General features: G+C 44.7%; 23 protein-coding genes. 22 read left to right on the forward strand and 1 reads right to left on the reverse strand.

Annotated features, from left to right (window positions below):
- Window positions 1–2 precede the first annotated feature (2 nt).
- The 20 genes from NQ536_RS04930 to NQ536_RS05025 all read left to right on the forward strand — a co-directional run bounded on the left by NQ536_RS04930 (window position 3) and on the right by NQ536_RS05025 (window position 22,593).
- Window positions 3–671, forward strand: a complete 669-nt coding sequence (locus NQ536_RS04930; protein ID WP_004848904.1) for a SpoIIIAH-like family protein — start codon at window positions 3–5, stop codon at window positions 669–671.
- A gap of 145 nt (window positions 672–816) precedes the next feature.
- Window positions 817–1,275: an Asp23/Gls24 family envelope stress response protein gene (locus tag NQ536_RS04935; protein ID WP_004848905.1), complete on the forward strand. Its 459-nt coding sequence runs from the start codon at window positions 817–819 to the stop codon at window positions 1,273–1,275.
- Between the two features lie 65 nt (window positions 1,276–1,340).
- On the forward strand, window positions 1,341–1,802 hold the full coding sequence (gene nusB / locus NQ536_RS04940) for a transcription antitermination factor NusB (protein WP_004848907.1): 462 nt from the start codon (window positions 1,341–1,343) through the stop codon (window positions 1,800–1,802).
- Window positions 1,789–3,063 (forward strand): exodeoxyribonuclease VII large subunit, encoded by a 1,275-nt coding sequence (xseA, locus tag NQ536_RS04945; protein ID WP_004848908.1) that lies wholly within the window; start codon window positions 1,789–1,791, stop codon window positions 3,061–3,063. The genes nusB and xseA overlap by 14 nt, the downstream gene beginning before the upstream one ends.
- A gap of 15 nt (window positions 3,064–3,078) precedes the next feature.
- Window positions 3,079–3,321, forward strand: a complete 243-nt coding sequence (gene xseB, locus NQ536_RS04950; RefSeq protein WP_004848909.1) for an exodeoxyribonuclease VII small subunit — start codon at window positions 3,079–3,081, stop codon at window positions 3,319–3,321.
- On the forward strand, window positions 3,318–4,259 hold the full coding sequence (locus NQ536_RS04955) for a polyprenyl synthetase family protein (RefSeq protein ID WP_004848911.1): 942 nt from the start codon (window positions 3,318–3,320) through the stop codon (window positions 4,257–4,259). Before xseB ends, NQ536_RS04955 begins: the two co-directional genes overlap by 4 nt.
- Before the next feature lie 22 nt (window positions 4,260–4,281).
- A complete protein-coding gene (dxs, locus tag NQ536_RS04960; RefSeq protein WP_004848912.1) occupies window positions 4,282–6,150 on the forward strand; it encodes a 1-deoxy-D-xylulose-5-phosphate synthase in 1,869 nt (622 codons plus the stop codon).
- A gap of 28 nt (window positions 6,151–6,178) precedes the next feature.
- Window positions 6,179–6,979, forward strand: coding sequence for a TlyA family RNA methyltransferase (locus tag NQ536_RS04965; RefSeq protein WP_004848915.1), 801 nt, complete (start codon window positions 6,179–6,181; stop codon window positions 6,977–6,979).
- 16 nt (window positions 6,980–6,995) lie between these two features.
- Entirely contained in the window at window positions 6,996–7,907 is a 912-nt protein-coding gene (locus tag NQ536_RS04970) for an NAD(+)/NADH kinase (RefSeq protein WP_004848916.1), read from the forward strand.
- 1 nt (window position 7,908) lies between these two features.
- Window positions 7,909–8,358 carry an arginine repressor gene (locus tag NQ536_RS04975; RefSeq protein ID WP_004848917.1) on the forward strand — a complete coding sequence of 150 codons (450 nt, stop codon included), beginning with the start codon at window positions 7,909–7,911 and terminating at the stop codon, window positions 8,356–8,358.
- A gap of 76 nt (window positions 8,359–8,434) precedes the next feature.
- Window positions 8,435–10,120, forward strand: coding sequence for a DNA repair protein RecN (gene recN, locus NQ536_RS04980; RefSeq protein ID WP_004848919.1), 1,686 nt, complete (start codon window positions 8,435–8,437; stop codon window positions 10,118–10,120).
- An 87-nt stretch (window positions 10,121–10,207) separates the two neighbouring features.
- A complete protein-coding gene (locus NQ536_RS04985) occupies window positions 10,208–11,359 on the forward strand; it encodes a SpoIVB peptidase S55 domain-containing protein (RefSeq protein ID WP_004848920.1) in 1,152 nt (383 codons plus the stop codon).
- Between the two features lie 100 nt (window positions 11,360–11,459).
- Window positions 11,460–13,556, forward strand: coding sequence for a SulP family inorganic anion transporter (locus NQ536_RS04990; RefSeq protein WP_004848922.1), 2,097 nt, complete (start codon window positions 11,460–11,462; stop codon window positions 13,554–13,556).
- A 230-nt stretch (window positions 13,557–13,786) separates the two neighbouring features.
- On the forward strand, window positions 13,787–14,584 hold the full coding sequence (gene spo0A / locus NQ536_RS04995) for a sporulation transcription factor Spo0A (protein WP_004848924.1): 798 nt from the start codon (window positions 13,787–13,789) through the stop codon (window positions 14,582–14,584).
- A gap of 146 nt (window positions 14,585–14,730) precedes the next feature.
- Entirely contained in the window at window positions 14,731–15,543 is an 813-nt protein-coding gene (spo0A, locus tag NQ536_RS05000; RefSeq protein ID WP_004848925.1) for a sporulation transcription factor Spo0A, read from the forward strand.
- Between the two features lie 40 nt (window positions 15,544–15,583).
- Window positions 15,584–15,733 (forward strand): hypothetical protein, encoded by a 150-nt coding sequence (locus tag NQ536_RS05005; protein ID WP_004848927.1) that lies wholly within the window; start codon window positions 15,584–15,586, stop codon window positions 15,731–15,733.
- 53 nt (window positions 15,734–15,786) lie between these two features.
- Window positions 15,787–16,725 (forward strand): M14 family metallopeptidase, encoded by a 939-nt coding sequence (locus NQ536_RS05010; RefSeq protein ID WP_004848929.1) that lies wholly within the window; start codon window positions 15,787–15,789, stop codon window positions 16,723–16,725.
- On the forward strand, window positions 16,718–17,656 hold the full coding sequence (locus NQ536_RS05015; protein ID WP_004848931.1) for a M14 family metallopeptidase: 939 nt from the start codon (window positions 16,718–16,720) through the stop codon (window positions 17,654–17,656). The genes NQ536_RS05010 and NQ536_RS05015 overlap by 8 nt, the downstream gene beginning before the upstream one ends.
- Window positions 17,657–17,897: 241 nt before the next feature.
- Entirely contained in the window at window positions 17,898–21,650 is a 3,753-nt protein-coding gene (locus tag NQ536_RS05020; protein ID WP_004848932.1) for a phosphoribosylformylglycinamidine synthase, read from the forward strand.
- Window positions 21,651–21,798: 148 nt separating this feature from the next.
- Window positions 21,799–22,593, forward strand: coding sequence for a glycosyltransferase (locus NQ536_RS05025; RefSeq protein ID WP_044997685.1), 795 nt, complete (start codon window positions 21,799–21,801; stop codon window positions 22,591–22,593).
- Between the two features lie 172 nt (window positions 22,594–22,765).
- On the opposite strand, the gene NQ536_RS05030 is transcribed toward NQ536_RS05025, so the two are convergent.
- Entirely contained in the window at window positions 22,766–24,196 is a 1,431-nt protein-coding gene (locus NQ536_RS05030; protein WP_155803748.1) for a hypothetical protein, read from the reverse strand.
- Between the two features lie 642 nt (window positions 24,197–24,838).
- Between NQ536_RS05030 and NQ536_RS05035 the strand changes: the two genes are divergently transcribed.
- Complete coding sequence (locus tag NQ536_RS05035; protein WP_004848938.1) at window positions 24,839–25,801, forward strand: glycosyltransferase family 2 protein; 963 nt, start codon at window positions 24,839–24,841, stop codon at window positions 25,799–25,801.
- A 36-nt stretch (window positions 25,802–25,837) separates the two neighbouring features.
- A complete protein-coding gene (locus NQ536_RS05040; protein ID WP_004848940.1) occupies window positions 25,838–26,593 on the forward strand; it encodes a DUF4422 domain-containing protein in 756 nt (251 codons plus the stop codon).
- The last annotated feature ends 26 nt before the right edge of the window (window positions 26,594–26,619 follow it).

Below are 26,619 nucleotides of genomic sequence, written 5' to 3' on the forward strand. Positions count from 1 at the left end.
CTATGAGAAGAGTGAGTGGTAAAAACAGACTTGCGATAATAGCACTTGCAGTTATGATCGGTGTGGCTGGTTATATGAGCTTTGCAGATGCGGGAAAGGACAAAAAGACAAAAAAGAACGGCAAGGAACAGGTCGAGGTCATAAGCTATGATGAAGTTGCGGGAAGTGACAGCAAAAATGTGGCAGATGGAAGTGAAAACATTGCTGCTGATGAAGCGCAGGATACAGATGAGGGACTATCGGAGGATATGGAGCTCAACGGTCCGGAGGAAGAGATAGGCGATGCGGTGCTCACCAGTGCCAGTGCAAAGGCTGTCACAAACAATATGGCATCTGTCAAACTCACAAGGGAGCAGAACAGGTCAAAGAGCAGAGAGACACTCATGGATATCATAGGTGATGAGGCGCTCAGCGATGAGGCAAAGAAAGAGGCGGCTGATACATATGTCAGATTAAATGACACGATAGAGATGGAGACTGATATAGAGACTGTGCTGGCGGCAAAGGGATACACAGATGTAGTAGTCACGATAGGAGACGAGTCGGTCGATGTGACACTTGGCGCAGCAGAGCTAGATGATGCGGAGAGGGCACAGATAGAGGACATAGTGACACGTAAAACCGGTTATAATATCAGCAATGTGGCAATATCTATGATGGATGGCAAGTAGGTACTGTAAAATCTCATATACTTGCAAAATAGCTGTCAGGATATTATAATGTGTGATATATAAATCTAGAAGTCTGCCTATAGGAGAAATCTAAGGCAGACTTGACGGATTTGTCAGTCCGTAAAATACAATCCGGGAGGTATGAATGAGTATGAGTGATACAGTACAGAACGGCGCAGCAACTGATGCCCTGGACAATAAAAAAGACGAGATAGTTCAGATAGATAAGGTTCAGGACGGTTCATATAATATTGAGGAGAATAACTCTCTTGGCAAGGTACAGATAGCAGATGATGTTGTTGCTATCATAGCAGGTCTTGCTGCTGGAGAGGTGGAAGGTGTATACAGACTTACCGGAAGTATTTCAAATGAGCTTGCTTCGAAATTTGGCAAGAAGAATCCGGCAAAGGGAGTCAAGGTGGAACTGCTTCCGGGAAAAGTCAAAGTGGATATTGCTATAGAAGTGCTCTATGAGTACAGTATTCCATCGGTATCTGCACAGGTTCAGGATAAGGTCAAGCAGGCTATAGAGACCATGACAGGACTTTCTGTTGAGCAGGTCAACATCAGGATAGCAGGTGTGCGTGTCAGTGACGCCAGGTAGACTGGCTGATTTAGATGATGCAGATATAGACATGGCAGAATACGAGTGATAGTGGAGAGGAAAACATGACAAGAAGAGAGATAAGAGACAAGATATTCAAGATCGTATTTACAGCAGAGTTCAATACTCAGGAAGAGATGAAGGAACAGCTTGAGCTGGCATTTGACACGGAGATGCCTGGGGATGAGGAAGACGATCCTATGCTGTATGCGTCTGTATCGGAGAAGGACAAAGAATATATAACAGATAAGGTTATGGATATACTTGCCCATAAGGATGCCATAGACAACACGATATCAGAGATATCAGAGGGATGGAAGCTTCCGAGAATAGGCAAGGAGGAACTTGCTATCCTCAGACTTGGTGTATATGAGGTAGTTTATGATGAGACCATTCCTGAGAAGGTAGCCATAAACGAGGCGGTTGAACTTGCAAAGAAATATTGTGATGTCTCAGCAAGCAAATTTGTGAATGCACTTCTTGCAAAACTAGTAAAAAAGGAAGAAAGCGGTAATGCCACAGAATAATATATATACAGTTCAGGAACTCAATCGCAGGATCCAGGATCTGATCAGCGGGGAACCGTGGCTGGGCAATCTGTGTGTGGAGGGTGAGATAACAGGATTTGGACGTGATAAGAAAGGTCATTGTTATTTCTCTCTCAAGGATTCCAGTGGAGTTATATCCGCTGTGATGTTCGCCGGTAAGCAGAGATACGGTTTGGGTTTCACACCGAAGAATGGCGACAAGGTTCATGCCTTTGGCCGGGTGGAAGTGTATGTGCGTGATGGAAAATATCAGCTCTATGTGGACAGGCTTGTGCGAGTGGGCGATGGTGAGGTTAATGCCAATCTGCAAAAGCTCATTGCAAAGCTTGAAGGCATGGGGCTTTTTTCACAGGAATACAAGAAACCGATACCTCGATATCCCAGGAAGATAGGAGTTGTGACGGCTGGAAATAAGGCTGCGATAAGCGACATATGTAAGGTAGCAAAGACAAGGGATCCGTATGCCCAGCTGTATTGTTATCCCGCGACGGTGCAGGGACAATATGCCGCGGCGGATATATCAAGAGGAATAGAGATACTGGATGGCATGGGTATGGATGTCATAATCGTTGGTCGTGGAGGCGGATCTGCGGAGGATCTGTGGGCGTTCAACGAGGAACAGGTTGCATGGGCCATATTCAATGCTGAGACACCGATCATCACTGCGACAGGACATGAGATTGACACGACGGTTGCAGATATGGTTGCGGATAAGAGAGAGTCCAACCCATCCACGGCGGTCATGCATGCACTTCCGGTGGTGAAGGAGACTGTTTCGGAGTTTGAACAGAGATATCTGTACATCAAGGCACTTATGGATAATCGGATGGAGAAGTATCGAAGAAATCTGGACGGCTATGCGAGACAGTTAAGGCTGCTGAGCCCGGAGGCACAGCTTGGGGCGCAGAGAGAGAAGCTTGACAGACTTCAGGAGACGATGAAGTCCCTTATGAGTGCAAGGCTGAGCAGCGCTCATGACAGGTGCGAAAGGATGAGTGAGAGACTTGAGGGCGGAATGTACAGAAAATACGAGCTGCGACTCAATGCTCTTGCGGTTATGACGGAGAGGTTACACGGACTCTCACCTACAGCCAAGCTTGTTAACGGATTTGGATATATAGCATCGGCAGATCAGCCAGTCACATCTGTGGGGGATGTAGAGCCGGGCAGCGATATTGAGATAACAGTACACGATGGAAAGATATTGGCGTCTGTTACGGACATTAATGGATTTCGATAGACAGGAGGAATAGCTATGGCAGAAGATATACAGAAAACGGCAGCAGGATCTGATGAACAGTCACTCGGAGACATGTCCATAGAGGAAGCTTTTGGAAGACTTGACGAGATAGCCGCCATACTTGAGAATGCACAGACAGGACTCAGGGAATCTCTGGATGTGTATGCGGAAGGCGTCCAGCTTATAAACAGATGCAGAAATTATCTCTGTGACGTTGAGAAGGAGATGATAACACTCTCCGGTCAGGAGGATGAATGATGAGCGTAAAGAGTGAGTCATATAATGATGCATACAGTGCAGAGCAGAAGAAATCACTTGATAAAGCGATCGCTGAACGCGCGGAGCGCATAGATGGGATAGTCGCAGGGTATCTCCCAAAGGTGGAGGGATTTCCGAGAACTGTTTGCGAGGCTATGGCATATTCTGTGGAGGCTGGCGGCAAGCGCCTGAGGCCTATGCTTATGGAAGAGACATACAGGATGCTTGGCGGCAGCACAGATGTGGTAAAGCCGTTTATGGCAGCGATAGAGATGATACATACATATTCGCTCATACATGATGATCTGCCAGCCCTCGATAACGATGATTATAGAAGGGGCAGACAGACGTCACATGTGGTGTTTGGTGAGGCTATGGCGATCCTTGCCGGTGATGCTCTTCTGAACTATGCGTATGAGACCGCATGCAAGGCATTTGATCTGGATGAAGATGCGCGCAAGGTTTCTGAAGCTCTGCGGATACTTGCTAGAAAGCCAGGAGTTTACGGCATGCTCGGAGGCCAGGTGGTGGATGTCGAGATGACGGGAAGAACGCTTACCAGGGAACAGCTTGAATATGTGTATGAGAACAAGACTGGAGCCCTCATAGAGGCATCTATGATGATAGGTGCGGTCCTTGCAGGTGCGGATAGTGAACAGGTTGAGGCTGTTGAGAAGATCGCATCAGATATCGGAATGGCATTTCAGGTTCAGGACGATATACTGGATGTTTGCGGGGACAGTATGGTCCTGGGAAAGCCAACTTTGAGTGATGAGGAGAACGGCAAGATCACATACGTCACGATACATGGAATAGAGAAGTCCAGACAGTATGTCAGGGACTTATCGGAGAGAGCGGTAAGAGAATTGGAAGAGATGGACGGTGACAGTGAGTTCCTGAGGAAGCTTGTACTCTGGCTGATAAACAGGCAGAAATAACAGGTTTGTCTATGGTGTGTTTATGAATATACTGGATAGAATAAATAAAGAAAACGATATAAAGAACATTGACAGTGAGGAGCTGCCGAGGCTGGCAGAGGAGATAAGGGAATTTCTGGTATCACATGTGAGCGAGACAGGAGGACATCTGGCACCAAATCTGGGGTGCGTAGAGCTTACGATGGCCCTCCACCGTGTGCTGAATTTCCCGGAGGATAAGCTTATATGGGATGTTGGACATCAGTCGTACGTCCACAAGATACTGACGGGCAGAAAAGACGAGATGGGCAGTCTGAGACAGTTTGGAGGCATGTCGGGATTTCCAAAGACAAGCGAAAGCCCATGTGACGCCTTCAATACCGGACACAGTTCGACCTCGATATCAGCAGCCCTAGGTATGGCATGTGCCAGAAGCATAAAGGGCACACATGAGAATATCGCGGCAGTGATAGGCGATGGCTCGTTCACCGGCGGGATGGTGTATGAGGCCATGAACAATATGGCGGACATCAAGACGAGCTGCCTTGTCGTGTTAAATGACAATAACATGTCTATAGATCAGAATGTTGGCGGAATGTCTACGTACCTGAGCAAACTCAGGGTAGGCCAGCAGTACAATGATTTCAAGGGCAATGTTGAGAAAGTACTTATGAAGATACCTGTGGCAGGAGAGCGTCTGGCGAAGGGACTCAAGAAGTCCAAGGATTCAATTAAACAGATACTGGTGCCGGGAATGTTCTTTGAAGAGCTTGGCGTTACATATATAGGTCCGATCGATGGACATGATATAGAGACTATGGAAGCTACATTCAGAAAAGCCTTGAAGCTTGACAGACCTATACTTGTGCACGTTAAGACGGTCAAGGGCAAAGGCTATGTTCACGCTGAAAGGCATCCGAGCTATTTCCACGGTGTCGAGCCGTTTGACATCCGGACAGGTCATGTGATAAAAGAGAAAAAGACAATGTCTAACACGGGCGTGTTTGCAAGAAAACTGATCGAACTTGGCAGAACCGATGACAGGATAGTTGCGATAACAGCCGCCATGGGAAAGGGTACCGGAGTGTCTGCATTTGCCGAGAAGTTCCCTGAGCGGGCTTTTGACGTGGGAATTGCTGAGGAGCATGCGGTGACATTTGCGGCCGGGCTTGCTGCATCAGGACTTGTGCCTGTTGTTGCAATCTATTCATCGTTCCTGCAGAGGGCGTATGACCAGATACTCCATGACGTGTGTCTGCAGAACCTGCATGTGATATTTGCCATAGACAGGTCAGGTCTTGTCGGAGCTGACGGCGATACACATCAGGGAATATTTGACACGGCATTTTTATCGCACATACCGAATATGACAGTGATTGCGCCAAAGAACAGATATGAGCTCACGAAGGCGATGGAATGGGCGGTAGGCTATGACGGTCCGGTTGCGATAAAGTATTCAAGGGGAGATGCATACTATGGTCTCAGTGAATACAATGTGCCATTTGAAAAAGGAAAGAGTGAGATCATACACAGAGGACGCGGACTTGCCATCATGGCTGTGGGCAATATGGTACAGGAGACCGAGAAGATATACAACAGGTATATATCTGAGGACGATGATGTTACATTTGTGAATGCAAGATTCCTGAAGCCTCTTGACACTGAACTTATCGATGATCTGAGTCATGACCATGACAGAATAGTCGTGATCGAAGAGGGTATAAAGCGTGGTGGATATGGAAGTGCCGTGGAGGAGTATGTTGAGGAACATGGTCTGCCAGTGAAGGTGATGACCTGTGCCATAGATGACAGATTTGTGCCGCAGGGAACGGTCAGTGAACTCAGACGGATGCTGGGGCTGGACGCCGATTCCATATATGACAGAATAGGACACGCGGATACAATACAGTAAGATAATCAAGAATATAAGAGGACAGAAAATGAAGAAAAGACTGGATGTGCTCCTCGTAGAGCAGGGGCTTGCTGATTCCCGCGAGAAGGCGAAGGCGATCATCATGTCCGGAATAGTGTATGTAGATAACAATAAAGAGGATAAGGCTGGAACTACATTTGAGGAGACGGCCAGGATAGAGGTCAGGGGAAACACCCTGAAGTACGTCAGCAGAGGCGGGCTTAAGCTTGAGAAGGCGATGAACAATTTCGGAGTGACACTCGAAGGAAAGGTGTGCATGGATGTGGGAGCTTCCACCGGTGGATTTACTGACTGCATGCTGCAAAATGGTGCGGTAAAGGTGTACTCAGTGGATGTCGGACATGGACAGCTGGCATGGAAACTCAGAAATGACGAGAGAGTTGTCTGTATGGAAAAGACAAACATCAGGTATGTAACACCGGATGACATAGATGACGTGATAGAATTTGCATCGATAGATGTGTCGTTTATATCCCTCACAAAGGTTCTCCCTGCGGTCCGCGAGCTCATGACACCAGGCGGTGAGATCGTGTGCCTGATAAAGCCTCAGTTCGAGGCGGGGCGCGAGAAGGTCGGAAAGAAGGGGGTTGTCCGCGAACTCTCAACACATATTGAAGTAGTGCAGATGATCGTGGACTATGCCAGGGCGAATGGATTCAGGACACTTCATCTGAGTTATTCTCCGATCAAAGGCCCAGAGGGCAATATAGAGTATCTGCTCCATATAACGAAGGATGAGAGCCGTGAAAATGAGGAGTTTGATATCAGGGCGTTGGTTGAGGAATCACACAGTGCGCTCAGCAAATAAGCTGGAGGATTTATAGATGAAAGCGATATATATACTGTATAATCCTGATAAAGATGATGAATCCGGGGTGCTCCCAGGACTTACGGAGTATATACATGCCCATGGCGGACAGAGTAAGTGTATGGACTGCTATAGCTTCAGCGCACTCACAAAGCAGCAGGTGAGTGATGTGCTTTCTGGCTGCGAATGCGTTATAGTGCTCGGCGGTGATGGAACACTGTTAAATGCAGCATCTACGGCCAGTCATGTGGATATACCGTTGCTTGGTATAAATCTTGGAACAGTAGGCTTCCTCACCGAGGGAGAGGTCACAAACTGGAGAGAGATAGTTGACCGCCTGATGGCTGATGATTTTGCCATTCAGGAGCGCATGATGATAAAGGGCTCTATAAAAAAGTCAGGATGCAGGCCGGAGGACAGCGTGGATGCACAAAAGGAAAGCAACATAGGAGCAGCTCGTGTCGGCACCTTCAGGAAGAGGGCGCTCAACGATATAGTTATAAGCAGGGCTGGATTTTCGAGGCTGATCGGACTTGATGTGTATGTGAACGGGAGTTTCCTGAACGCTTATGAGGGCGACGGAATCATCGTGTCAACGCCGACCGGCTCAACCGGATACAACCTGTCTGCCGGCGGACCTATAGTGGACCCGATGGCGCGTCTTATGATAATCACGCCGGTTTGTCCCCATTCGCTCACGTCCAAGAGCATAGTTCTTCCGAGTGATGCAAAGGTGTCGATTGCCATAGCAAAAAAACGGAAAACACAGGACACAGAGGCGATAGTGTCATTTGATGGAGGAAATGATTATGAGCTTTCTGCCGGGGATGTGCTTGATATATGTACATCACAGAGGACGACGAAGCTCATAAAGGCAAGTGATGTGAATTTCTACGAGATACTTAGAAATAAGCTCGGGGGTAAATAGCATGAAACAGAAAAGACAGGCAAAGATATTGTCTATAATAGAGCAATATGATATAGAGACCCAGGATGAACTTCTGGAAAAACTTGCTGAGGCTGGTTTTACAACGACTCAGGCTACGATATCGAGGGACATAAGGGAGATAAATCTGACGAAGGTGGCAGTTGCTGGAGGCAGACAGAAGTATACACTTGGCAAGAGCACGAGCCATGAATCGATAGAATCTTACAGAAAGGTACTGTCTGCGGGAATACTGTCCATGGTCCCCGCTGAAAATCTGATAGTCATAAAGACTGTGTCTGGAATGGCTATGGCAGTTGCCGCAGCACTTGACAATGTGGAGATAAATGGACTGCTGGGGAGTATCGCGGGTGATGACACGATATTTCTGGCGGTCAGGAGCAGGGATATGACTGACGCGGTGATGAAGACCATCGACCGTATGCAGAGATAATATATACATTGTGGAATGACAGCTTCCATGAGTTATGATATGTGTAGAGAATTCTGTGTAAATACAGGAGGAGACAATGCTACTTAATGTACATATAAAGAACATCGCCCTGATAGACGATGCGAATGTTAATTTTACAGACAATCTTAATATACTGACAGGTGAGACCGGTGCCGGAAAATCCATCATCATGGGGGCTCTCAAGATCGGAATGGGAGACAAGCTCCCAAAGGATATAGTGAGGGAAGCCGGCAAGGAGGGCTTCTGTCAGCTCCTTTTTCTTGTGGATGATGAGGCAGTCCTTGAGCAGATCAGACAGCTTGGAGTGGAGCCTACAGAGGATGGCGAGATACTCATAACAAGAAGAATAGTGAATTCCAGAACGATCAATACTATAAATGATATGGCGGTAACAGCCGCAAGGCTCAGAGAAGTCTCGGCACTTCTGATAGACATGCACACACAGCATCAGCAGCAGACACTTCTCAAAAAGAATGAGCACATGAAACTTTTGGATAAATTTGGCAGAGCAGCTATAGAACCACTGAAGCGCGAGGTGGCACAGAGACATGCTGATTATACTGAGCTTGTGGATCAGATGGATAAGCTGTCCATGGATGAGGCTGAGCGAAGCCGCAGAGCTGAGTTCCTGAAATACCAGATAGCGGAGATCGAATCTGCAAATGTCAAAGCTGGCGAGGATGAGGATATTGAGCATCAGTACAACAAGATGGTAAATTCCAGGGATATAGTTGCGGCAGCGTCAGAGGTTTACAGTGTGACCGGCTATGAGAACCAGTCATCCGCAGGAAATGAGATAGGCCGTGTTCTCGTAAATCTTAAAGGCATAAAGGAGCTTGACGATGAGATAGACGGACTCTACAGTCAGTTGGAAAATATAGACGCTCTGTTAAATGATTTTAACGTTGAACTCAGCAACTATATGCAGAGCATGAACTTTGACGATTCAGAGTTCCGCGAGGTGGAGTCGAGGCTTGACGTCATAAATGACATAAAAGGAAAGTATGGCAGCACGGTGGATGAGGTCAACAGATATCTCGAGGAGAGCAAGGCTGAATACGAAAAATTATCAGAGTATGATGAATATATTGCTGAGCTTTCAGGCAGGATAAACAAAGCCAAGAAACTTATGATTGATGCCGCTGACAAACTCAGTGCGGAGAGAAAGAAGCAGGCAAAGCTTATGTGTAAGGAGATAAAGACAGCTCTCTCAGATCTGAGCTTTATGCAGGTCGATTTCGATATGGTATTTGACAGACTTTCGGAATGTACGGCAAATGGCATAGATGACTGTTATTTTGTGATATCCACGAACGTGGGCGAGAAGCTGAGACCACTCTATGATGTTGCATCGGGCGGTGAGCTGTCTAGGATCATGCTGGCAGTCAAGTCGTGTATGGCGGTGGAGGACAATATCGGAACGCTCGTGTTCGATGAGATAGATGTCGGAATAAGCGGACGTGCAGCCCAGGCGGTCGCTGAAAAAATGGCATTAATTTCCAGAAAACATCAGGTTATCAGTATCACGCATCTTCCTCAGATCGCGGCCATGGCGGACAGCCATTATCTCATAGAAAAATCCGCAGATGAGGGCAAGACAGTCACAAAGATAGTCAGACTGTCAGAGACTGAATCAATCACGGAGATAGCCAGACTGCTCGGCGGAGCAAGTATAACTGATGCGGTCATGAGCAACGCACTTGAGATGAAACAAATGGCAGAAAAGACAAAAAAATACTGATATAAACTTGTTCTTAAATCAACATAATAAGAGTAACAGCAGATGCCGTTGCTCTTATTTTTTTTGCTTAAGAAGGAGGAATAGATTATGAAAAAATATAAAAAGCTGATCTTATGGGTAAGTGTTGCGGATCTTTTGCTCCTTATGGTCTTATTTGTTCTATGTGCTGTGGCTGATAGCATAAGAGCGGGTGAAAATGAAGGCTCGGAAATCAATATGTATGGTTATTCAGGTGAAACGTACAACGCCAGTATGACAATGGAAGATCATGCCGCGAGTATGAAGCTGAAAGACAAGGCATTTGGCGATGATATATATGAAAGACAGGTCATTCCATCAGGGGAGGCCATGGGAATCTATATGAAGACGGATGGGGTCATGGTCGTTGATGTATGCAGCTTTAGGAATTCAGATGGAAAGACGTGCTGTCCGGTTGAGGGTATTTTGCAGACAGGGGATTATATTGTGAGCGTTGATGGAAGGGACATATCAAAAAGGTCAGAGCTTTTAAGCATGGTGGCAGCGGGGAATGGTCAGAGCATGGACTTAGAATATGTGCGTGATGACAAGACATTCAGAAAGTCAGTAATTCCCGAGAAAAATGAGAGTGGCAACTATCTTCTTGGTGCCTGGGTTAAGGATGATGTCTCTGGTATTGGCACGATCACATTTGTAGATGGCACGCGGTTTATGGCCCTGGGACACAGTGTGTCCGATGTGGATACCGGACTTATGATGAGATGCAGCACCGGCGGAATGTACACCACGAACATCACCAATATAAGCAAGTCATACTCGGAGCAGCCCGGAAGGCTGCAGGGAAGCATTGCATACAGAAAGGCACTTGTCGGTATAATCGATGGCAACAGTGCAAGTGGTATATACGGACATCTTGATGAGGCGTACTGCAGCACCAGATACAGTGATGCGGAACGGATGTATATAGCAAAAGGGGATGATGTTCGCAGCGGCAGGGCATATATATATTCCAGAATGAACGGCGAACTTAGCAAGTACGAGATAGATATAGAGATAGTGGACTGTGATGCCGACGATAAGAATATAGAGTTTCATGTTATAGACAATGATCTCCTAGAGCTCACCGGCGGAGTCGTCCAGGGAATGTCCGGCTCCCCGATAGTCCAGGATGGAAGGATAATAGGCGCCGTCACCCACGTATTTGTAAACGATCCAACCAGGGGATATGGGATATTCATAGAGAATATGCTGGAGGAGTGAGATTATAGTGGAAAAAAATTGTTGAAAAGGATAAAATTGTATCTGTAAAAAGATATCAGGCGGCAGGGAGGAGAGACCTATAAAAGTATCAAAAGTTTCAGTGTGTCATACACTTAGGAATTACAAAAAAGAGAATATAATCCCGGACATTCTGACGGGAATAATCATAGCGGCGGTGTCCATACCGATATCCATGGGATATTCCCAGATAGCCGGACTTCCGGCGGTGTACGGACTTTACGGATCGGTGCTGCCGATAATAGTTTTTGGACTGCTGTCCACATCCAGACAGTTTATATTCGGGGTGGATGCAGCGCCGGCGGCGCTTGTCGGCGCTGCACTGGTAACTCTGGGGGTGACTCCCGGAACGGAAGAGGCAATGCAGGTAGTGCCGGTGATAACATTCTTCACGGCGATATGGCTGCTAGTGTTCTTTCTGTTTAAGGCGGGAAAGCTGGTCAACTACATATCGACTCCGGTAATGGGAGGCTTCATATCTGGAATATGCGCCACGATCATATTGATGCAGATCCCGAAGCTTTACGGTGCCGGGGCTGGAACAGGAGAGCTGTTCGAACTGATGGAGCATATAGCGGCAACGGTGAAGGATGCAAATATGCCATCAATAGTCATGGGGGTGATAGCCCTAGTCATACTTCTCGTGTCAAGACGGCTTATACCAAAGTTCCCGATGGCAATCTGCGTCATGGCAGCGGGGGCGGTGATGTCCTGCTTTATAGATATGGATGAGTACGGGATAGTATGTCTGTCTGAGGTGAGCAGAGGACTTCCGTCATTCATAGTGCCACAGGTGGACGTCAGAATGCTTCCAGATATTCTCACGGTGAGTTTGTCAGTGGCAGTGGTTATCATGGCGGAGACACTTCTGGCAGAGAACAATTTTGCGCAGAAGAATAGATATAAGATAGATGACAATCAGGAGCTCCTGGCATTTGGCGCGGCAAACCTTGCTGCAGCATTTACTGGATGCTGTCCGATAAACGGATCAGTGTCGAGGACGACCATGAACGAACAGTACGGAGGACGAACCCAGCTCACAGGGATAACCGCGGGTGTAGTGATGATAGTCATACTATTGTGTGGAACAGGATTTATAGGATATCTTCCTGTCCCTGTGCTCACGGCGATCGTCATATCGGCACTTTACAGTGCCATGGAATTTGATCTTGCGGCCAGATTGTGGAAGGTAAGCAAAGTAGAATTCTATATATTTTGTGGCGCATTTCTGGGAGTTCTGCTGCTCGGGACCATCAATGGCGTTCTCATAGGAATGATACTCTCATTTGTGGCTGTGATCAAAAAGGCAGCGGACCCACCTAGAAATTTCCTAGGACTGGTACCGGGACACGGAGAATTTCTTGCCCTTGAGAAATTCAAACACGCATATCCGATACAGCATGTGGTCATATACAGATTCAGCAGCAATCTGTTCTTTGCAAATATAGCAACATTTCAAAAAGATATAATGGATGCGGTTGACGAGGAGACCAGAGCAGTCATAGTGGATGCATCTGCTATAGGAAGTGTGGATGTCACGGCGGCGAAGACACTTCGCATAATGTATGATACCCTGGCAGATATGGGTATTAAGCTATACATAACGGAGCATATCGGGCAGCTGAATGTCCAGCTGAGAAAGCTGGGACTCGGTGACCTGATAGAAAATGGCAGCGTGAGACAGACTATAGAGAGGGCATTGGCGGACTGTGGTTTATCCAGCCCGTACCCATTGGTCGGAGTACATAACAGCTATCATGATATAAGGAGAAAGCGGACCGACACCATGGTTCAGGAGCTTGTCTGGGCATTTGGCGATGACGCAGAGGATGTGATAGAGCGGCATATACAGGAGTCTATAAGAAGCATGAAAAATGGTGCGGATATGGAACAGATCATGTCGGGATTCTGGAGCCAGATGGATATCCAGGATGAGGATGAGTGGCTTGAACACATGGAGTCTCATATTGAAGAGATAGTCAGAGTGACCGGAGAGGATGAAAATAAGATTGCTGAACACATAGAGAGAAGAAGAAAACAGCTCTATGAGAGACTTGAGAAGGAACATCCGGAATTTGTGGAAAGATATAAGGCAAGACGCACACGTATGGATGAACGTCTCAGAAAACACAACCCTGCCGCGTATGAGGTCGTCATGAAACTCCGTGAAAAAGAGTGATTGCTGTGTTCTGCGGTAACTTGCTGTCAGATAAGATATTCTATTAAATAAAAAATACAGATCCCTGCACTTTTATGACGGTGCAGGGATCTCTTTTGTTCTGAGATGTTGAATCACGCTGACTGCCGACAAGATGCTGTCGTAACTTGCGAAGTTCTACATATTCCCAAGGAAAGATTGAATATATATAATAAAACAAGTGAATAACAGCAAGGCGAAAGGAGTACGACATGGGTCATGTTAAAGTTTTGATGGTGAAACATGACAAAAGAGAAAGTGAGCAGCTGAAGAACATAATAAGTAATCTCAAGGACTATGAATATGCGGGATGCTGTGAAAAGGGAGAAAATGTAATAAAACAGATAATTGAGAACAAACCTGATATCGTGATAGTAGACGAAGTAGTGGCGGGAACAGATATTCCAGAGATGGTTGACAGTGCGATAAAAAACAAGAATCTTAAGAATGTGAAGTTTGTCATCTGTTCATCGAGAAAACACAGGAATTATCTTGAATTTTTATTTTCCATGGTCGGAGAGAAAGCTGTACTCAGGGTCCTCGAACAGCCATATGATGAGCAGAAAGTAAAGGAAGTGTTAGATGAGGCGACAAAGGGACGCGGCAACAATACGGAGGTTTTATTCAAAAAAGATGAACCAGACAATGAACTTCTTGAGACGACTGTCACAAATATAATTCACGAGATAGGCGTGCCAGCGCATATAAAGGGATATCAGTATCTAAGAAGCGCGATAATAATCGCGGTGGGAGATATGGACATACTGAATTCCATTACAAAGCAGCTTTATCCGACAATAGCGGAGATGTATGGAACAACAGCATCGAGGGTTGAACGAGCCATAAGACATGCGATAGAGGTCGCCTGGAATAGAGGAAGAGTTGAGACCATAAATGATCTGTTTGGATACACCGTGAGCGCGGGAAAAGGCAAGCCGACCAACTCGGAATTTGTCGCTTTAATTGCAGATAAGATAAGGCTTGATTCCAAAATGCGAAATGTCGGGTAATGTGTCCGAAAATGATGTTTGAATACATGATATTAAAAACGATATCAAAAATACTTGACAAACTAAATAGTTTTTAATATTATTTTATCCGAAGACAGGAGTAGCGCTAATGACTGAATAATCTTATACATAACAAGGGAGATATTATGGGAAACAAAGGGTTTAATATTGTAATTGCTGATGGCGACAGCACACAGATAGCAAAACAGATCGCCACATATGCATCAAGGGACGAGATGAGAGTAGTGGATATGGTCAGTACAGGGGATGAGGCGATAGAATCCATCAAGATAAATAAACCTGATATAGTGATTCTGGATATATGTCTGACAGGCATCGACGGGCTGGGTGTCATGGAGCATATAAGTGAACTTCCTGAGTACAAGGATACGACATTTGTCGTACTCACATCGGTATCATCACAGAGACTCATAAGATGTGCTTTTGAGATGGGAGCCACATACTATATATTGAAACCGTATAATCCGGTTCAGCTTGTGGCAAGGCTCAGACAGATGTATATCAAGAAGCAGGAGAGCAGTGCAAAGATTACGGACAACCTTACGTGTCTTACAGAGAAGAATCTGAACCACAGGATAGACAACACTATAGAGAGCGATGTTACAGACATCATAAGAGATATAGGAATCCCGGCAAATATCAAAGGTTATCAGTATATCAGAGAGGGAATCATCATGGCAGTGCATGATGTGAACATGCTCAACTATATAACTAAGCTGCTTTACCCGACGATCGCGAAAAAGTACAAGACGACATCGTCAAGTGTTGAGAGAGCGATAAGACATGCCATTGAGGTGGCGTGGAGCAGAGGCCAGATCGATACTATAAATGACCTGTTCGGATACACGGTAAATGCCGGAAAGGGCAAACCGACAAACTCAGAGTTCATAGCACTGATAGCGGACAAGCTGAGGATAGAGTACAAAAAGAGAGCATAAAACACTGGTAGACAGCAGCTTTGGATAGATTGAATACAGAGTGGCAGATGTATGGACAAATATAGAGGTGAGGCATTTTGATGGAACAGTCAGGGTTGAAGAACTGACCCTGGTAATGTATAATAATATAGGTACAATGAAGAGCAGGATACGCACAGGTACCCTGCTCTTTATATTTGTGCGGAATTGACGCGCAGGTGTACGGAATATAGCAGACGATAACGGTATAATGGGTGGTAATATATGATAGAGACAGTTGTTTCAGCAAATATGCTGATCGGAGAAGTTATGAGGGTGAAGAAGAATCACCTTGCGCCTGATTTCCCAACGGGAAAGGAAAAGAGACTGTGTATTGTTTCGGGTATACACGGTGATGAGGTTGCCGGACAGTACATTTGTTATGAACTTATAAGAAGGATCAAGAAGGATTTCGATAAACTGACAGGGATAGTGGATGTGTATCCATTTGTCAATCCGATGGGGCTCGAGGCCCAGTACAGGGATGTGCCGGTATTTGACATCGACATGAATACACTGTTTCCCGGATCAAAGGACGGAACTGTGGGGGAGTATACTGCGGCGAAGGTCATGAAGGATATAGAGGGCGCAGACATATGTGTTGATGTACATTCCAGCAGTGTATATATCAAAGAGATACCACAGGTGAGAGTGAACTCCGATGTGGCATCCGATGTAGCTCCATATGCGGCATGTATGAACGTCGATGTGGTGTGGATCCATCCATCGTCCACAGTCATGGAGGGAAGCCTTGCCCACGCACTGAATGAGATAGGTGTCAAGAGTATGGTCGTGGAGTCCGGAGTTGCCCTCAAGATAGACTATGATTATTCAAATCAGATAGTGGATGGTCTGTTTTCACTCATGAAGAAGATGGGAATATGGCAGGGAGATGTGGAGGTTCAGCACAAGCCTAAATTTGCGAAGGATAAGGATGTGGAATTTGTCAATGCGGAGAGCAGTGGTATATTCCTTCCGGTTGCAAAGCACTCAGAATATATCCAGCAGGGTGAGATAATAGGCAGGATAGTGAACGTTCTAACAGGAGCTGTCGAGGAGACAATCAGATCTCCGAGAAATGGAATCGTGTTCTCACTCAGAGAATATCCGGTCATAGAAGAGGGCTCGCTTGTTGCCCGCATATTCGGAGGTGCACATGAATAAAGAGATCATATATTCGATGAATACAGCCTACAGAGGCGAATATGAGATACAGGGCTTCTCATATGGAAGCGGTGAGAAGACTGCATGTATAGTTGGTGCGATGCGGGGAAATGAATTTCAGCAGCTCTACATAAGTTCTCTCCTTGCAAAGAAGCTCAGTGAGCTTGAGGCCAGGGGAGCCATAGTGTCAGGCAAGCAGATACTGCTCATCCCATCACTCAACTACAGTTCATTCAATGTCGGTAAGAAATACTGGATAACAGATAATTCAGATATAAACAGATCATTTCCGGGAAATCCAGAGGGACCGGCGACAAGCCGTATTGCGGCTGCGGTCATGGAGAAGGTCACCGGTTATGCATACGGAATACAGTTTGCAAGCTTTTATATGGACGGTGAGTTCATCCCGCACGTCCGCATGATCGAGACCGGAAGACAGAGCAACAGTCTGGCAAACCAGTTTGGTATGCCATACGTTCTCACAGCGGAGCCACGATCATATGACAGGGCGACGTTGAATTACAACTGGCAGATGCGCGGAACAGATGCATTCTCGGTATATTCGGGCGTAACAGATACCATCAACGGAGAGAGTGCAAGCCAGGCGGTGTCATCAGTGCTCAGATTTCTTACGCGTATGGGCGTGATAAGGTATAACTGTCATGCCGGCTATATATCGACGATACTTGATGAGGAGGATCTTCTCAGCATCAGATCGGAGCATGCGGCAGGATTTTTCAAAAAACTCGTTCAGCCAGGGGATGAGGTGGTAAGAGGCGACATCATAGCCAACATCATCAACCCGATGACAGGTGAGAACACCACAGACATATATGCGCCGACGGACGGAATCATATTCTACTGCCAGAACTCGCCGATGATATACCAGAATTCGGTGATATTTAAGATGATAAGAAGGCTACATAACTAAGATAGGATAGGTATGATAAGTTTACAGAAGGATACATATTGTATTTCTTTATAAAGCTTTAATAAAATAATAAATTTATATTGAAAAGAACAGAATAATTGGTGTATTATACAAAAATTTGTAAACTGATACAAAAACACTACAAAAAAATCAAGATAAATGCTATTATAAAATAATTGAGATAAAAGGGCGGAAAATATTTTCGCCTGCATGAAAAACGCTTTTACTATGGAGGTATGACATGAGTAAGGTCAAGAGAGTGTATGTTGAGAAAAAGCCTGACTATGCGGTCAAGGCAAAGGAACTTCACGAAGAGATTAAGAACTACCTGGGAATCAAAGCTGAGTATGTAAGAGTCCTTGTCAGATATGACATTGAGAATATATCGGATGAGACCTACAGCAAGGCGCTTGAGACAGTATTTGCAGAGCCACCAGTAGATGTTATCTACGAGGGCGAGCCAGAGCTTGCAGCTACAGACAAGGTATTCTCAGTAGAGGCACTTCCTGGTCAGTTCGATCAGAGGGCGGATTCAGCAGAGCAGTGTGTAAAGCTTCTTGCAGAGGATGAGGAGCCTGTCATCAAGACTGCCACAACATATGTACTCTCAGGCGACGTGACAGACGAGCAGCTGAAGGCTGTCATGGATTACTGTGTAAACCCTGTTGATTCAAGAATATGTGGCATGGAGATCCCTGAGACTCTTGTAACTGAGTTCCCGGAGCCAGCCGATGTTCATATATTTGACGGATTTAAGGATATGGCTGAGGCAGATCTGAAGGAGCTTTATGACTCACTTGGACTTGCCATGACATTCAAGGATTTCCTTCACATCCAGAACTACTTCAAGGGCGAGGAGAAGAGAGATCCATCCATGACTGAGATCAGAGTGCTCGATACATACTGGTCAGATCACTGCCGTCATACAACATTCTCAACAGAGCTCACAGATGTAGAGTTTGATGAAGGAGATTACAAGGATCTTCTTGAGAAGACATTTGACGCGTACAGAGCAGAGATGAAAGAGATGTACAAGGACAGAGATGACAAGTTTGTATGTCTCATGGATATAGCTCTGATGGGTATGAAGCAGCTCAAGGCAGCAGGCAAGCTCGATGACATGGAAGTGTCAGACGAGATCAATGCATGTTCTATAGTTGTTCCTGTAGTAGTAGACGGAGTAGAGGAAGAGTGGCTTGTATTCTTCAAGAACGAGACTCACAACCATCCTACAGAGATAGAGCCATTCGGTGGCGCTGCAACATGTCTGGGCGGAGCTATCAGAGACCCACTTTCAGGAAGAGGTTATGTATACCAGGCTATGAGAGTTACAGGTGCAGCTGATCCTACAAAGTCCCTTAAGGATACTATGGAGGGCAAGCTTCCACAGCGTAAGATCGTCACAACAGCTGCTCGTGGATACAGCTCATATGGTAACCAGATCGGTCTTGCAACAGGTCTTGTAAATGAGATATATCATCCTGATTATGTTGCAAAGAGAATGGAGATCGGAGCAGTCATGGGTGCAGCTCCAAGACGTGCAGTAAAGCGTCTCACATCTGATCCGGGAGATGTCATCATCCTTCTCGGTGGACGTACAGGCCGTGATGGCTGTGGCGGAGCTACAGGTTCATCCAAGGCCCACACATCACACTCACTTGAGACATGTGGTGCAGAGGTTCAGAAGGGTAACCCACCTACAGAGAGAAAGATACAGAGACTCTTCAGAAGAGAAGAGGTTTCATCTATTATAAAGAAGTGTAACGACTTCGGTGCCGGCGGTGTGTCGGTAGCCATCGGTGAGCTGGCAGACGGACTTGTGGTAGACCTTGACAAGGTGCCAAAGAAGTACGCAGGACTTGACGGTACAGAGCTTGCAATATCAGAGTCCCAGGAGCGTATGGCTATAGTGGTTGATCCTAAGGATGTTGATACTATGCTCGGATACGCAGAGGAGGAGAACCTTGAGGCTGTAGTAGTTGCAAAGGTTACAGAGGAGCCTAGACTGGTACTCAATTGGAGAGGCAAGGACATTGTAAATATCTCACGTGCATTCCTGAATACCAATGGTGCTCATCAGGAAACAGAGGTTAAGGTTGAGGTGCCAAGCAAGGCAGACAATTACTTTGACTCAGTTAAGGAGCCACAGGATATCAAGAAAGCATGGCTTGATACATTGTCAGATCTCAATGTATGTTCACAGAAGGGACTTGTTGAGATGTTCGACAGCTCTATCGGAGCTGGAACAGTTACTATGCCATATGGTGGTAAGTATCAGCTGACACCTACCCAGACCATGATCGCAAAGCTTCCTGTACTCAAGGGCAAGACAGACACTATCACCATGATGAGCTACGGATTCGATCCATATCTCTCAAGCTGGAGCCCATATCACGGTTCAGTATATGCGGTAGTTACATCGGCAGCCAAGATCGCTGCAGCAGGTGGAGATGTGAGCAAGATCAGACTCACATTCCAGGAGTATTTCAAGAGACTTGGTACAGACCCATATAGATGGGGACAGCCACTGGCAGCGCTCCTCGGTGCATATGATGTACAGATAGGACTTGGACTTCCATCTATCGGCGGTAAGGATAGTATGTCAGGTACATTCAACGATATAGACGTACCTCCAACACTCGTATCATTTGCAGTTGATGTGGCAAGTTACATGGATGTTGTGACACCTGAGCTCAAGAAGGCTGGAAATGTACTTGTGGAGATGGATGTAGATAAGGATGAGAACGATATACCTGTATATGAGAATGTTCTCTACATGTATGATCTCCTCAACAAGAAGATAAAAGAGGGCAAGATCCAGTCTGCATATGCAGTAGGATTTGGCGGTATCATAGAGGCTGTCAGCAAGATGGCATTTGGAAATAAACTCGGCGTTGAGCTTGAGGATACAGTCAGCAAGAGAGATCTGGTAGCCAAGAATTACGGCTCCATCATCCTTGAGGTCAAGAAGTCAGATCTTGATCAGCTCGGCATTCCTGTTAAGAAGATCGGTAAGGTCACAAAGGAGCCTGTATTTACATACAAGGATGTCACTATCACTATGGATGAGGCTCTTGCAGCATGGACAAAGACTCTTGAGAAGGTATTCCCAACAGAGTCAAATGTACCACAGACAGAGATTAAGACAGGACTTTTCGATGCCAAGACAGTTTACACATCAAGGAACAAGGTTGCAAAGCCAAAGGTATTTATACCGGTATTCCCTGGTACAAACTGTGAGTACGATTCAGCAAAGGCATTTGAGAGAGCTGGCGCAGACGTACAGACGATAGTATTCAGAAATATGACAGCACAGGGAATCAGAGATTCTGTTGACGCATTTGCAAAGGCAATCAGCGATTCACAGATCATCATGTTCCCAGGTGGATTCTCAGCAGGTGATGAGCCTGACGGATCAGGTAAGTTCATCGCAACTGCATTCCGTAATGCAAAGATCTCAGAGGAAGTCATGAAGCTCCTGAACGAGAGAGACGGACTTGCACTCGGTATCTGCAACGGATTCCAGGCACTCATCAAGCTCGGACTTGTGCCTTACGGCGAGATCAGACCACAGACAGATGACTCACCTACACTGACGATGAACAGCATCGGTCGTCATCAGTCCAAGATGGTATACACAAAGGTTGTTACTAACAAGAGCCCATGGCTGAAGAAGGCAGAGCTTGGCGGAGTATACACAATTCCTATCTCACACGGTGAGGGACGTTTCGTTGCAAGCAAGGAGTGGTGTGAGAAGCTCTTTGCAAATGGACAGGTTGCAACACAGTATGTCGACATGAACGGCAATCCAACCATGGATGAGTACTACAATGTCAACGGCTCATACTACGCAATCGAGGGTATCACAAGCCCTGACGGACGTGTCCTCGGTAAGATGGGTCACTCAGAGCGTATCGGACAGGCTGTAGCTGTGAACGTATATGGCGATCAGAACCAGAAGATATTCGAGAGTGGTGTGGAGTACTTTAAGTAAGATATAATATAGATTCATGCTGTGACATGAAGTGACACATGACTGAATGATGAGTTAGAATAGACGGGGACAGGTGAGATGATGAACCTGTTCCCGTTTTTTAGTAGGGTTGAATGCCTGAAAAAATAAGTTGTCGGGGGAAATAGAATTGGTTTATAATACGGATCACACATTTGCGGTGTGTGCATATAAAGAGTCACCATATCTGGAGGAATGCATCAGATCACTTGTGGAGCAGACTGTAAAGACGAATATAGCTGTATATACATCGACACCGAATGCCTACATAAGAGGCATAGCAGAGAAATATGGTGTGCCTGTGTATGTGAATGAGAATGCAGGACAGGGGATACAGGCAGATTGGAACTTTGCATATAACAATGCAAAGACAAGGTATGTGACGGTTGCTCATCAGGATGATGTGTATGACAGAAACTATGTGAAGGCATTATTAAAGTGTGCAAGATATTATGATGATTGGAGTATATTCTATGTGGATTATACTCCAGTTAAGAATGGTAACTATAGCAAACGAGACGTAAACAGCCGTATAAGGAGATTCCTGAGATGGCCTGTGAAGAATAAGGATAAGGCTGATAGGATCTGGAGAAAGAAAATGAGTCTGTGTCTTGGCAACACTATAGTGTGTCCGCTTGTAACTTATAATAAGGGTCGTCTCGGAGACAGTATATTCACTTCTGACTATGACTTCAACCTTGACTGGGATACTTTCTATAAGCTGGCATGTATGCCTGGAAGGTTTCTGTATGTAGATAAAGTGCTTGGACACTACAGAGTGCATGATGGTGCGACCAGCAAAGAATTCATAGTCGATCACCGCAGAGAGCGGGAGGACAGGAGTATGTTCGAGAAGTTCTGGCCGAAATGGATTGCAGGACTTATCATGGTGTTTTATAAACTTGCATACAGAACATATGGATAGTGAAGTAAGATCTGACACACATAAAGCGTGTGGATATGGCAAGACGATATGAACTGATATACAGAATACGTAGATAGAGCGTATGGTCAGATATTATAGTCAGATATGAAAAAGGTGGAACAGGATATGGGTGACATATCATTTTCCACCTTTTTATTTGTTTTTGTTTATATTAGTTCACTTTGTACACATTGATCCTGTGGTAGTTGAGACCATCACAGCCAATGTATGTGAGGTCATTGACAAATGATAGATCCTTGCACTTTTTCAGCACAGTTTTCAGATCAAATCTAGGATCTGTTTCTTCTTCAGGTATGGAGGACGGGTTAAGTTCATTTGATATATATGTAGGTTTCAGGTAATCTATCATGACATTGTTTTTTTCTATATCAATCTGTGTGCTGTTTATTCTAGTCATGTCAATTAAGATATACGTATCACCATCCAGCTTATGTCCATCTATTTTTTCAAGTTGGTTATCCAAGTCATAGTCTGCCGTGAGGAAAGCTTCGTTGCAGTCTATCAGTTTATCTGCATACTGTACGAGCATCCATTTGGCTGCGGAGATTATGATGAAGTTGGAATCCTTACTGATATCTTCCAGTTTCATGGTTGTAGGGCACTCCATAAAGTATGTACAGGTTATTCTGCCAGATGATATGGTTGACGCTGCAAGTACAAGTGCCAGAACTATTGATATCACAACCTGCCTGTTTCTAAATATAAGTGTACATATTCGCCAGAATGCAAGTACAAATACCACCATTGCGGCTGGAAGGCAGGCAAATATGTATCTGTCACCGGTGTCGCCAAGACCATACAGGTCGGCGATATATGCTGCAGCAAGGCAAGTGATAAGTACACTGCATACAAGTGATAATGTCACGAAGTTGAATGTCCTGAAGAATGTAAGGATACCATTCTTTATCCTGCCACAGAGTTTTATGAACCATGCATCCTTTCGGAAGAGGAATGACATAAAAGCTGCCACGATTATAAGTACAAATACTGCACATGAAATGTATATTCCAATGTAGCTTTTATAACCGGAGAATATCTCGTATCCAAAAAGTTCCTTGTTCACATGGGCAAGAGCAAGTCTGAACTGGAATGGTACGGGCATATATCTTGTACTGCTGTTTACAACTGTCCCAGCTGCCTGAGAGCTTCCCTGACCAATGCTGATTCCGAGAGATCCCAGCATACTCGTAAATGTCTTAGGAAAGATGACTATAGACAATATGATTCCGCAGGCTGCCGAAAGAATGTATTTCCACAGAGTCTTGAAATCTTTCTTTACACACCAGCATATGCAGAAGATAAGTGTGGTGGCAAATGCATATGGTAGGAAAAAGTTGTCTGTAAGTGCTCCGATAAGCGCAGTCACACCTATCAGGATGTAACTAGATACCTTGTGCCTCTTTTCTTCATTGTAATACAATTTTGCATTCAGATATGAATATATAGTTGCAACTGCAGCCACACACAGGTACATTCTCACAAACATGGTCATGTTGAGCATTCCAAGTGAAAATGTGGAGAATAATACTCCGATGAGGCTGACGGCTTCTGATTTTGTTATCAGAAGAAGTAATTTATACATAAAGATTGACAATATGATATATGCGGCCATGTTGATGATAAAACCTATGACGAACATATATTGATTTGGGAAAAATGAGCACAAAAAATGCAGAAGCATAAAGTAAAGTGGGGGGTGTGTGTCACATGACATGTTATAGTACACCGATCCAAATGCGAAACGCTCACCTTTCTGTACCGTAAGGTAGTCTCTGAAAACTTCATTTGTGATCCATGTGTCAACGTTCCGATATTCAGATGTGTCATCGGAATATTGTATGTATGGTTCATAGTAGCTGTTCGCCAGACCAAATGACCAGGTTTCATCAGAGTGGGCGCCTTGTTTTTGAACGAAAAAACCGTAGCTGAAACGGCATATTCCAGCAGCTATAATTAGTGCCAGCAATATATAACTAAGTTTTGTTGTAGTTTTTTTATTTCCCATGATTGCTCCTTTGTGATTCTTGTGGATTATGTGACTGCTGCAGGTGATATAAGTTGATAAATATGTCATATCTGCTATAATTATATCATTATGCACAGTTCTGTTTTGATTATTTGTATGTATCAGACAATCACTATAAAATATAACATAGAATGCCTACAGTTTCAATTGTGCATAAGCAGACAAAGGTTATATAGATCAAAGGGAAAAGAGTAGTATATGGCGGATATTTTATACATAGTGATACCTTGCTTCAATGAGGAAGAGGTGCTCACTGAGACGACAAAGAGGCTGACTGAAAAGATGCGTAAGATGATGGAATCCGGAAAGATAGCTGACTCAAGCCGGATACTTTATGTTGATGATGGATCGACAGACAGTACTTGGCATCTTATAGACAGACTGTATATGGACAATGGGTTGGTGACAGGCATAAAGCTTTCAAGGAATAAAGGACACCAGAATGCCCTTCTTGCAGGACTTTTTGAGGCGGCGGATCACGCAGACATGATAGTGTCCATGGATTCGGATCTGCAGGATGATATAGATGTGTTGGACAGCTTTGTTGACGAATATTATAACGGCAGTGAGATCGTGTACGGTGTGAGAAAATCGAGAAAGAAGGATTCGTGGTTCAAGCGCACGACAGCGGTTGCGTTCTATAAGCTTATGAGAGCCATGGGTGTGGAGATTGTCTATAACCATGCCGATTACAGGCTTATGAGTAAGAGAGCAGTTGATGAGTTAAAAAACTATAAGGAAGTCAATCTTTTCCTCAGGGGCATCATCCCGCTTATCGGATTTGAGACATCGACAGTGGAATATGACAGAGGAGAAAGGTTTGCGGGAAAGAGCAAATATCCTCTGAAGAAGATGATATATTTTGCGATAGACGGTATTACATCCACTAGTGTAAGGCCGATAAGGATGATCACGATGTTTGGCCTGTTGTGTATCCTGTTCAGTATAATATATGGAATATATGTAATTATAGGTCATGTTGCAGGTGGGACCGTACAGGGCTGGACAACGTCTGTCCTTCTCATATGTTTCTTTGGCGGAGCTCAGATTATGTGTACTGGAATTGTCGGTGAGTATGTCGGTAAGATATATCTTGAGACAAAAGCGAGACCTAGGTTTATCATTGAGGAGAAGCTGACGGACGATTCTAAGAACAAATAGCGGTAAAATAATAAATACGGTGTAGGAAAACAAAATATGATATATGTTATTACACATAAGAACTTTAAAAAAGTGATCACAGATAACTTCTATAAAACACTTCTAGTCGGAGCGGATGGGAATAGTGCTGATGGATGTGATGAGAAAGATAACACAGGAGATAATATATCCCTAAAGAATCCAAGTTATTGTGAACTGACAGGATTATACTGGATATGGAAAAATACATGTGATGATATAGTTGGAGTATGTCATTATAGAAGATACTTTGCCGATTCGTTTATACCGGATAAAAAGAAGCTGCTATCGGGTGAAGATGTAAAAAGATATATGAAAGATTTTGATATCATCCTTCCTCATAAAAGATTCTTTGATGGTAAGAATGCCCTTGAGTTTTATGGTAAATATCATAATATAGAAGATTGGCAGAGAATGGTGGAAGTTGTGGGGAATCTGTATCCTGAGTATATACCAGACATAGAGTGGTTTGGAAAGGAGAAGAAGGGCTATTGTTATAATATGTTTATAACAACTAGAGAAAATATGTATCTCTACTGCAAGTGGCTGTTCTCAATATTGTTTGAACTTGAGAAAGATACAAATACAACAACATATACGAAATATAACTCGAGAATATATGGTTTTCTTTCTGAAAGAATGTTGAATATATGGTTGCACCATAATAATCTGAAAATTTGTGAAAAGAATGTATATAATCCGGAATTTTTTCCAATGGTTTGGAATCAAGCCAGAGGTTGGATTCTGCGTAAACTAAAGAGAGAAAAGAAATAACGTTATATGTAGGAGACAAATTAGCA

The organism is Coprococcus eutactus (assembly GCF_025149915.1).
GTDB classification, from domain to species: Bacteria; Bacillota; Clostridia; order Lachnospirales; family Lachnospiraceae; genus Coprococcus; species Coprococcus eutactus.

Excerpts from the sequence above, each read along its gene's own strand:
- NQ536_RS05020 (WP_004848932.1), top strand. The coding sequence starts at position 17,898 with ATGAGTAAGGTCAAGAGAGTGTATGTTGAGAAAAAGCCTGACTATGCG.
- NQ536_RS04965 (WP_004848915.1), top strand. The coding sequence starts at position 6,179 with ATGAAGAAAAGACTGGATGTGCTCCTCGTAGAGCAGGGGCTTGCTGAT.
- dxs (WP_004848912.1), top strand. The coding sequence starts at position 4,282 with ATGAATATACTGGATAGAATAAATAAAGAAAACGATATAAAGAACATT.
- NQ536_RS04930 (WP_004848904.1), top strand. The coding sequence starts at position 3 with ATGAGAAGAGTGAGTGGTAAAAACAGACTTGCGATAATAGCACTTGCA.
- NQ536_RS04985 (WP_004848920.1), top strand. The coding sequence starts at position 10,208 with ATGAAAAAATATAAAAAGCTGATCTTATGGGTAAGTGTTGCGGATCTT.
- NQ536_RS05015 (WP_004848931.1), top strand. The coding sequence starts at position 16,718 with ATGAATAAAGAGATCATATATTCGATGAATACAGCCTACAGAGGCGAA.
- NQ536_RS04955 (WP_004848911.1), top strand. The coding sequence starts at position 3,318 with ATGATGAGCGTAAAGAGTGAGTCATATAATGATGCATACAGTGCAGAG.
- NQ536_RS05010 (WP_004848929.1), top strand. The coding sequence starts at position 15,787 with ATGATAGAGACAGTTGTTTCAGCAAATATGCTGATCGGAGAAGTTATG.
- NQ536_RS05030 (WP_155803748.1), bottom strand. The coding sequence starts at position 24,196 with ATGTATAAATTACTTCTTCTGATAACAAAATCAGAAGCCGTCAGCCTC.
- spo0A (WP_004848924.1), top strand. The coding sequence starts at position 13,787 with ATGGGTCATGTTAAAGTTTTGATGGTGAAACATGACAAAAGAGAAAGT.
- NQ536_RS04975 (WP_004848917.1), top strand. The coding sequence starts at position 7,909 with ATGAAACAGAAAAGACAGGCAAAGATATTGTCTATAATAGAGCAATAT.
- xseB (WP_004848909.1), top strand. The coding sequence starts at position 3,079 with ATGGCAGAAGATATACAGAAAACGGCAGCAGGATCTGATGAACAGTCA.
- NQ536_RS05035 (WP_004848938.1), top strand. The coding sequence starts at position 24,839 with ATGGCGGATATTTTATACATAGTGATACCTTGCTTCAATGAGGAAGAG.
- NQ536_RS05040 (WP_004848940.1), top strand. The coding sequence starts at position 25,838 with ATGATATATGTTATTACACATAAGAACTTTAAAAAAGTGATCACAGAT.
- xseA (WP_004848908.1), top strand. The coding sequence starts at position 1,789 with ATGCCACAGAATAATATATATACAGTTCAGGAACTCAATCGCAGGATC.
- nusB (WP_004848907.1), top strand. The coding sequence starts at position 1,341 with ATGACAAGAAGAGAGATAAGAGACAAGATATTCAAGATCGTATTTACA.
- spo0A (WP_004848925.1), top strand. The coding sequence starts at position 14,731 with ATGGGAAACAAAGGGTTTAATATTGTAATTGCTGATGGCGACAGCACA.
- NQ536_RS04935 (WP_004848905.1), top strand. The coding sequence starts at position 817 with ATGAGTATGAGTGATACAGTACAGAACGGCGCAGCAACTGATGCCCTG.
- NQ536_RS04970 (WP_004848916.1), top strand. The coding sequence starts at position 6,996 with ATGAAAGCGATATATATACTGTATAATCCTGATAAAGATGATGAATCC.
- recN (WP_004848919.1), top strand. The coding sequence starts at position 8,435 with ATGCTACTTAATGTACATATAAAGAACATCGCCCTGATAGACGATGCG.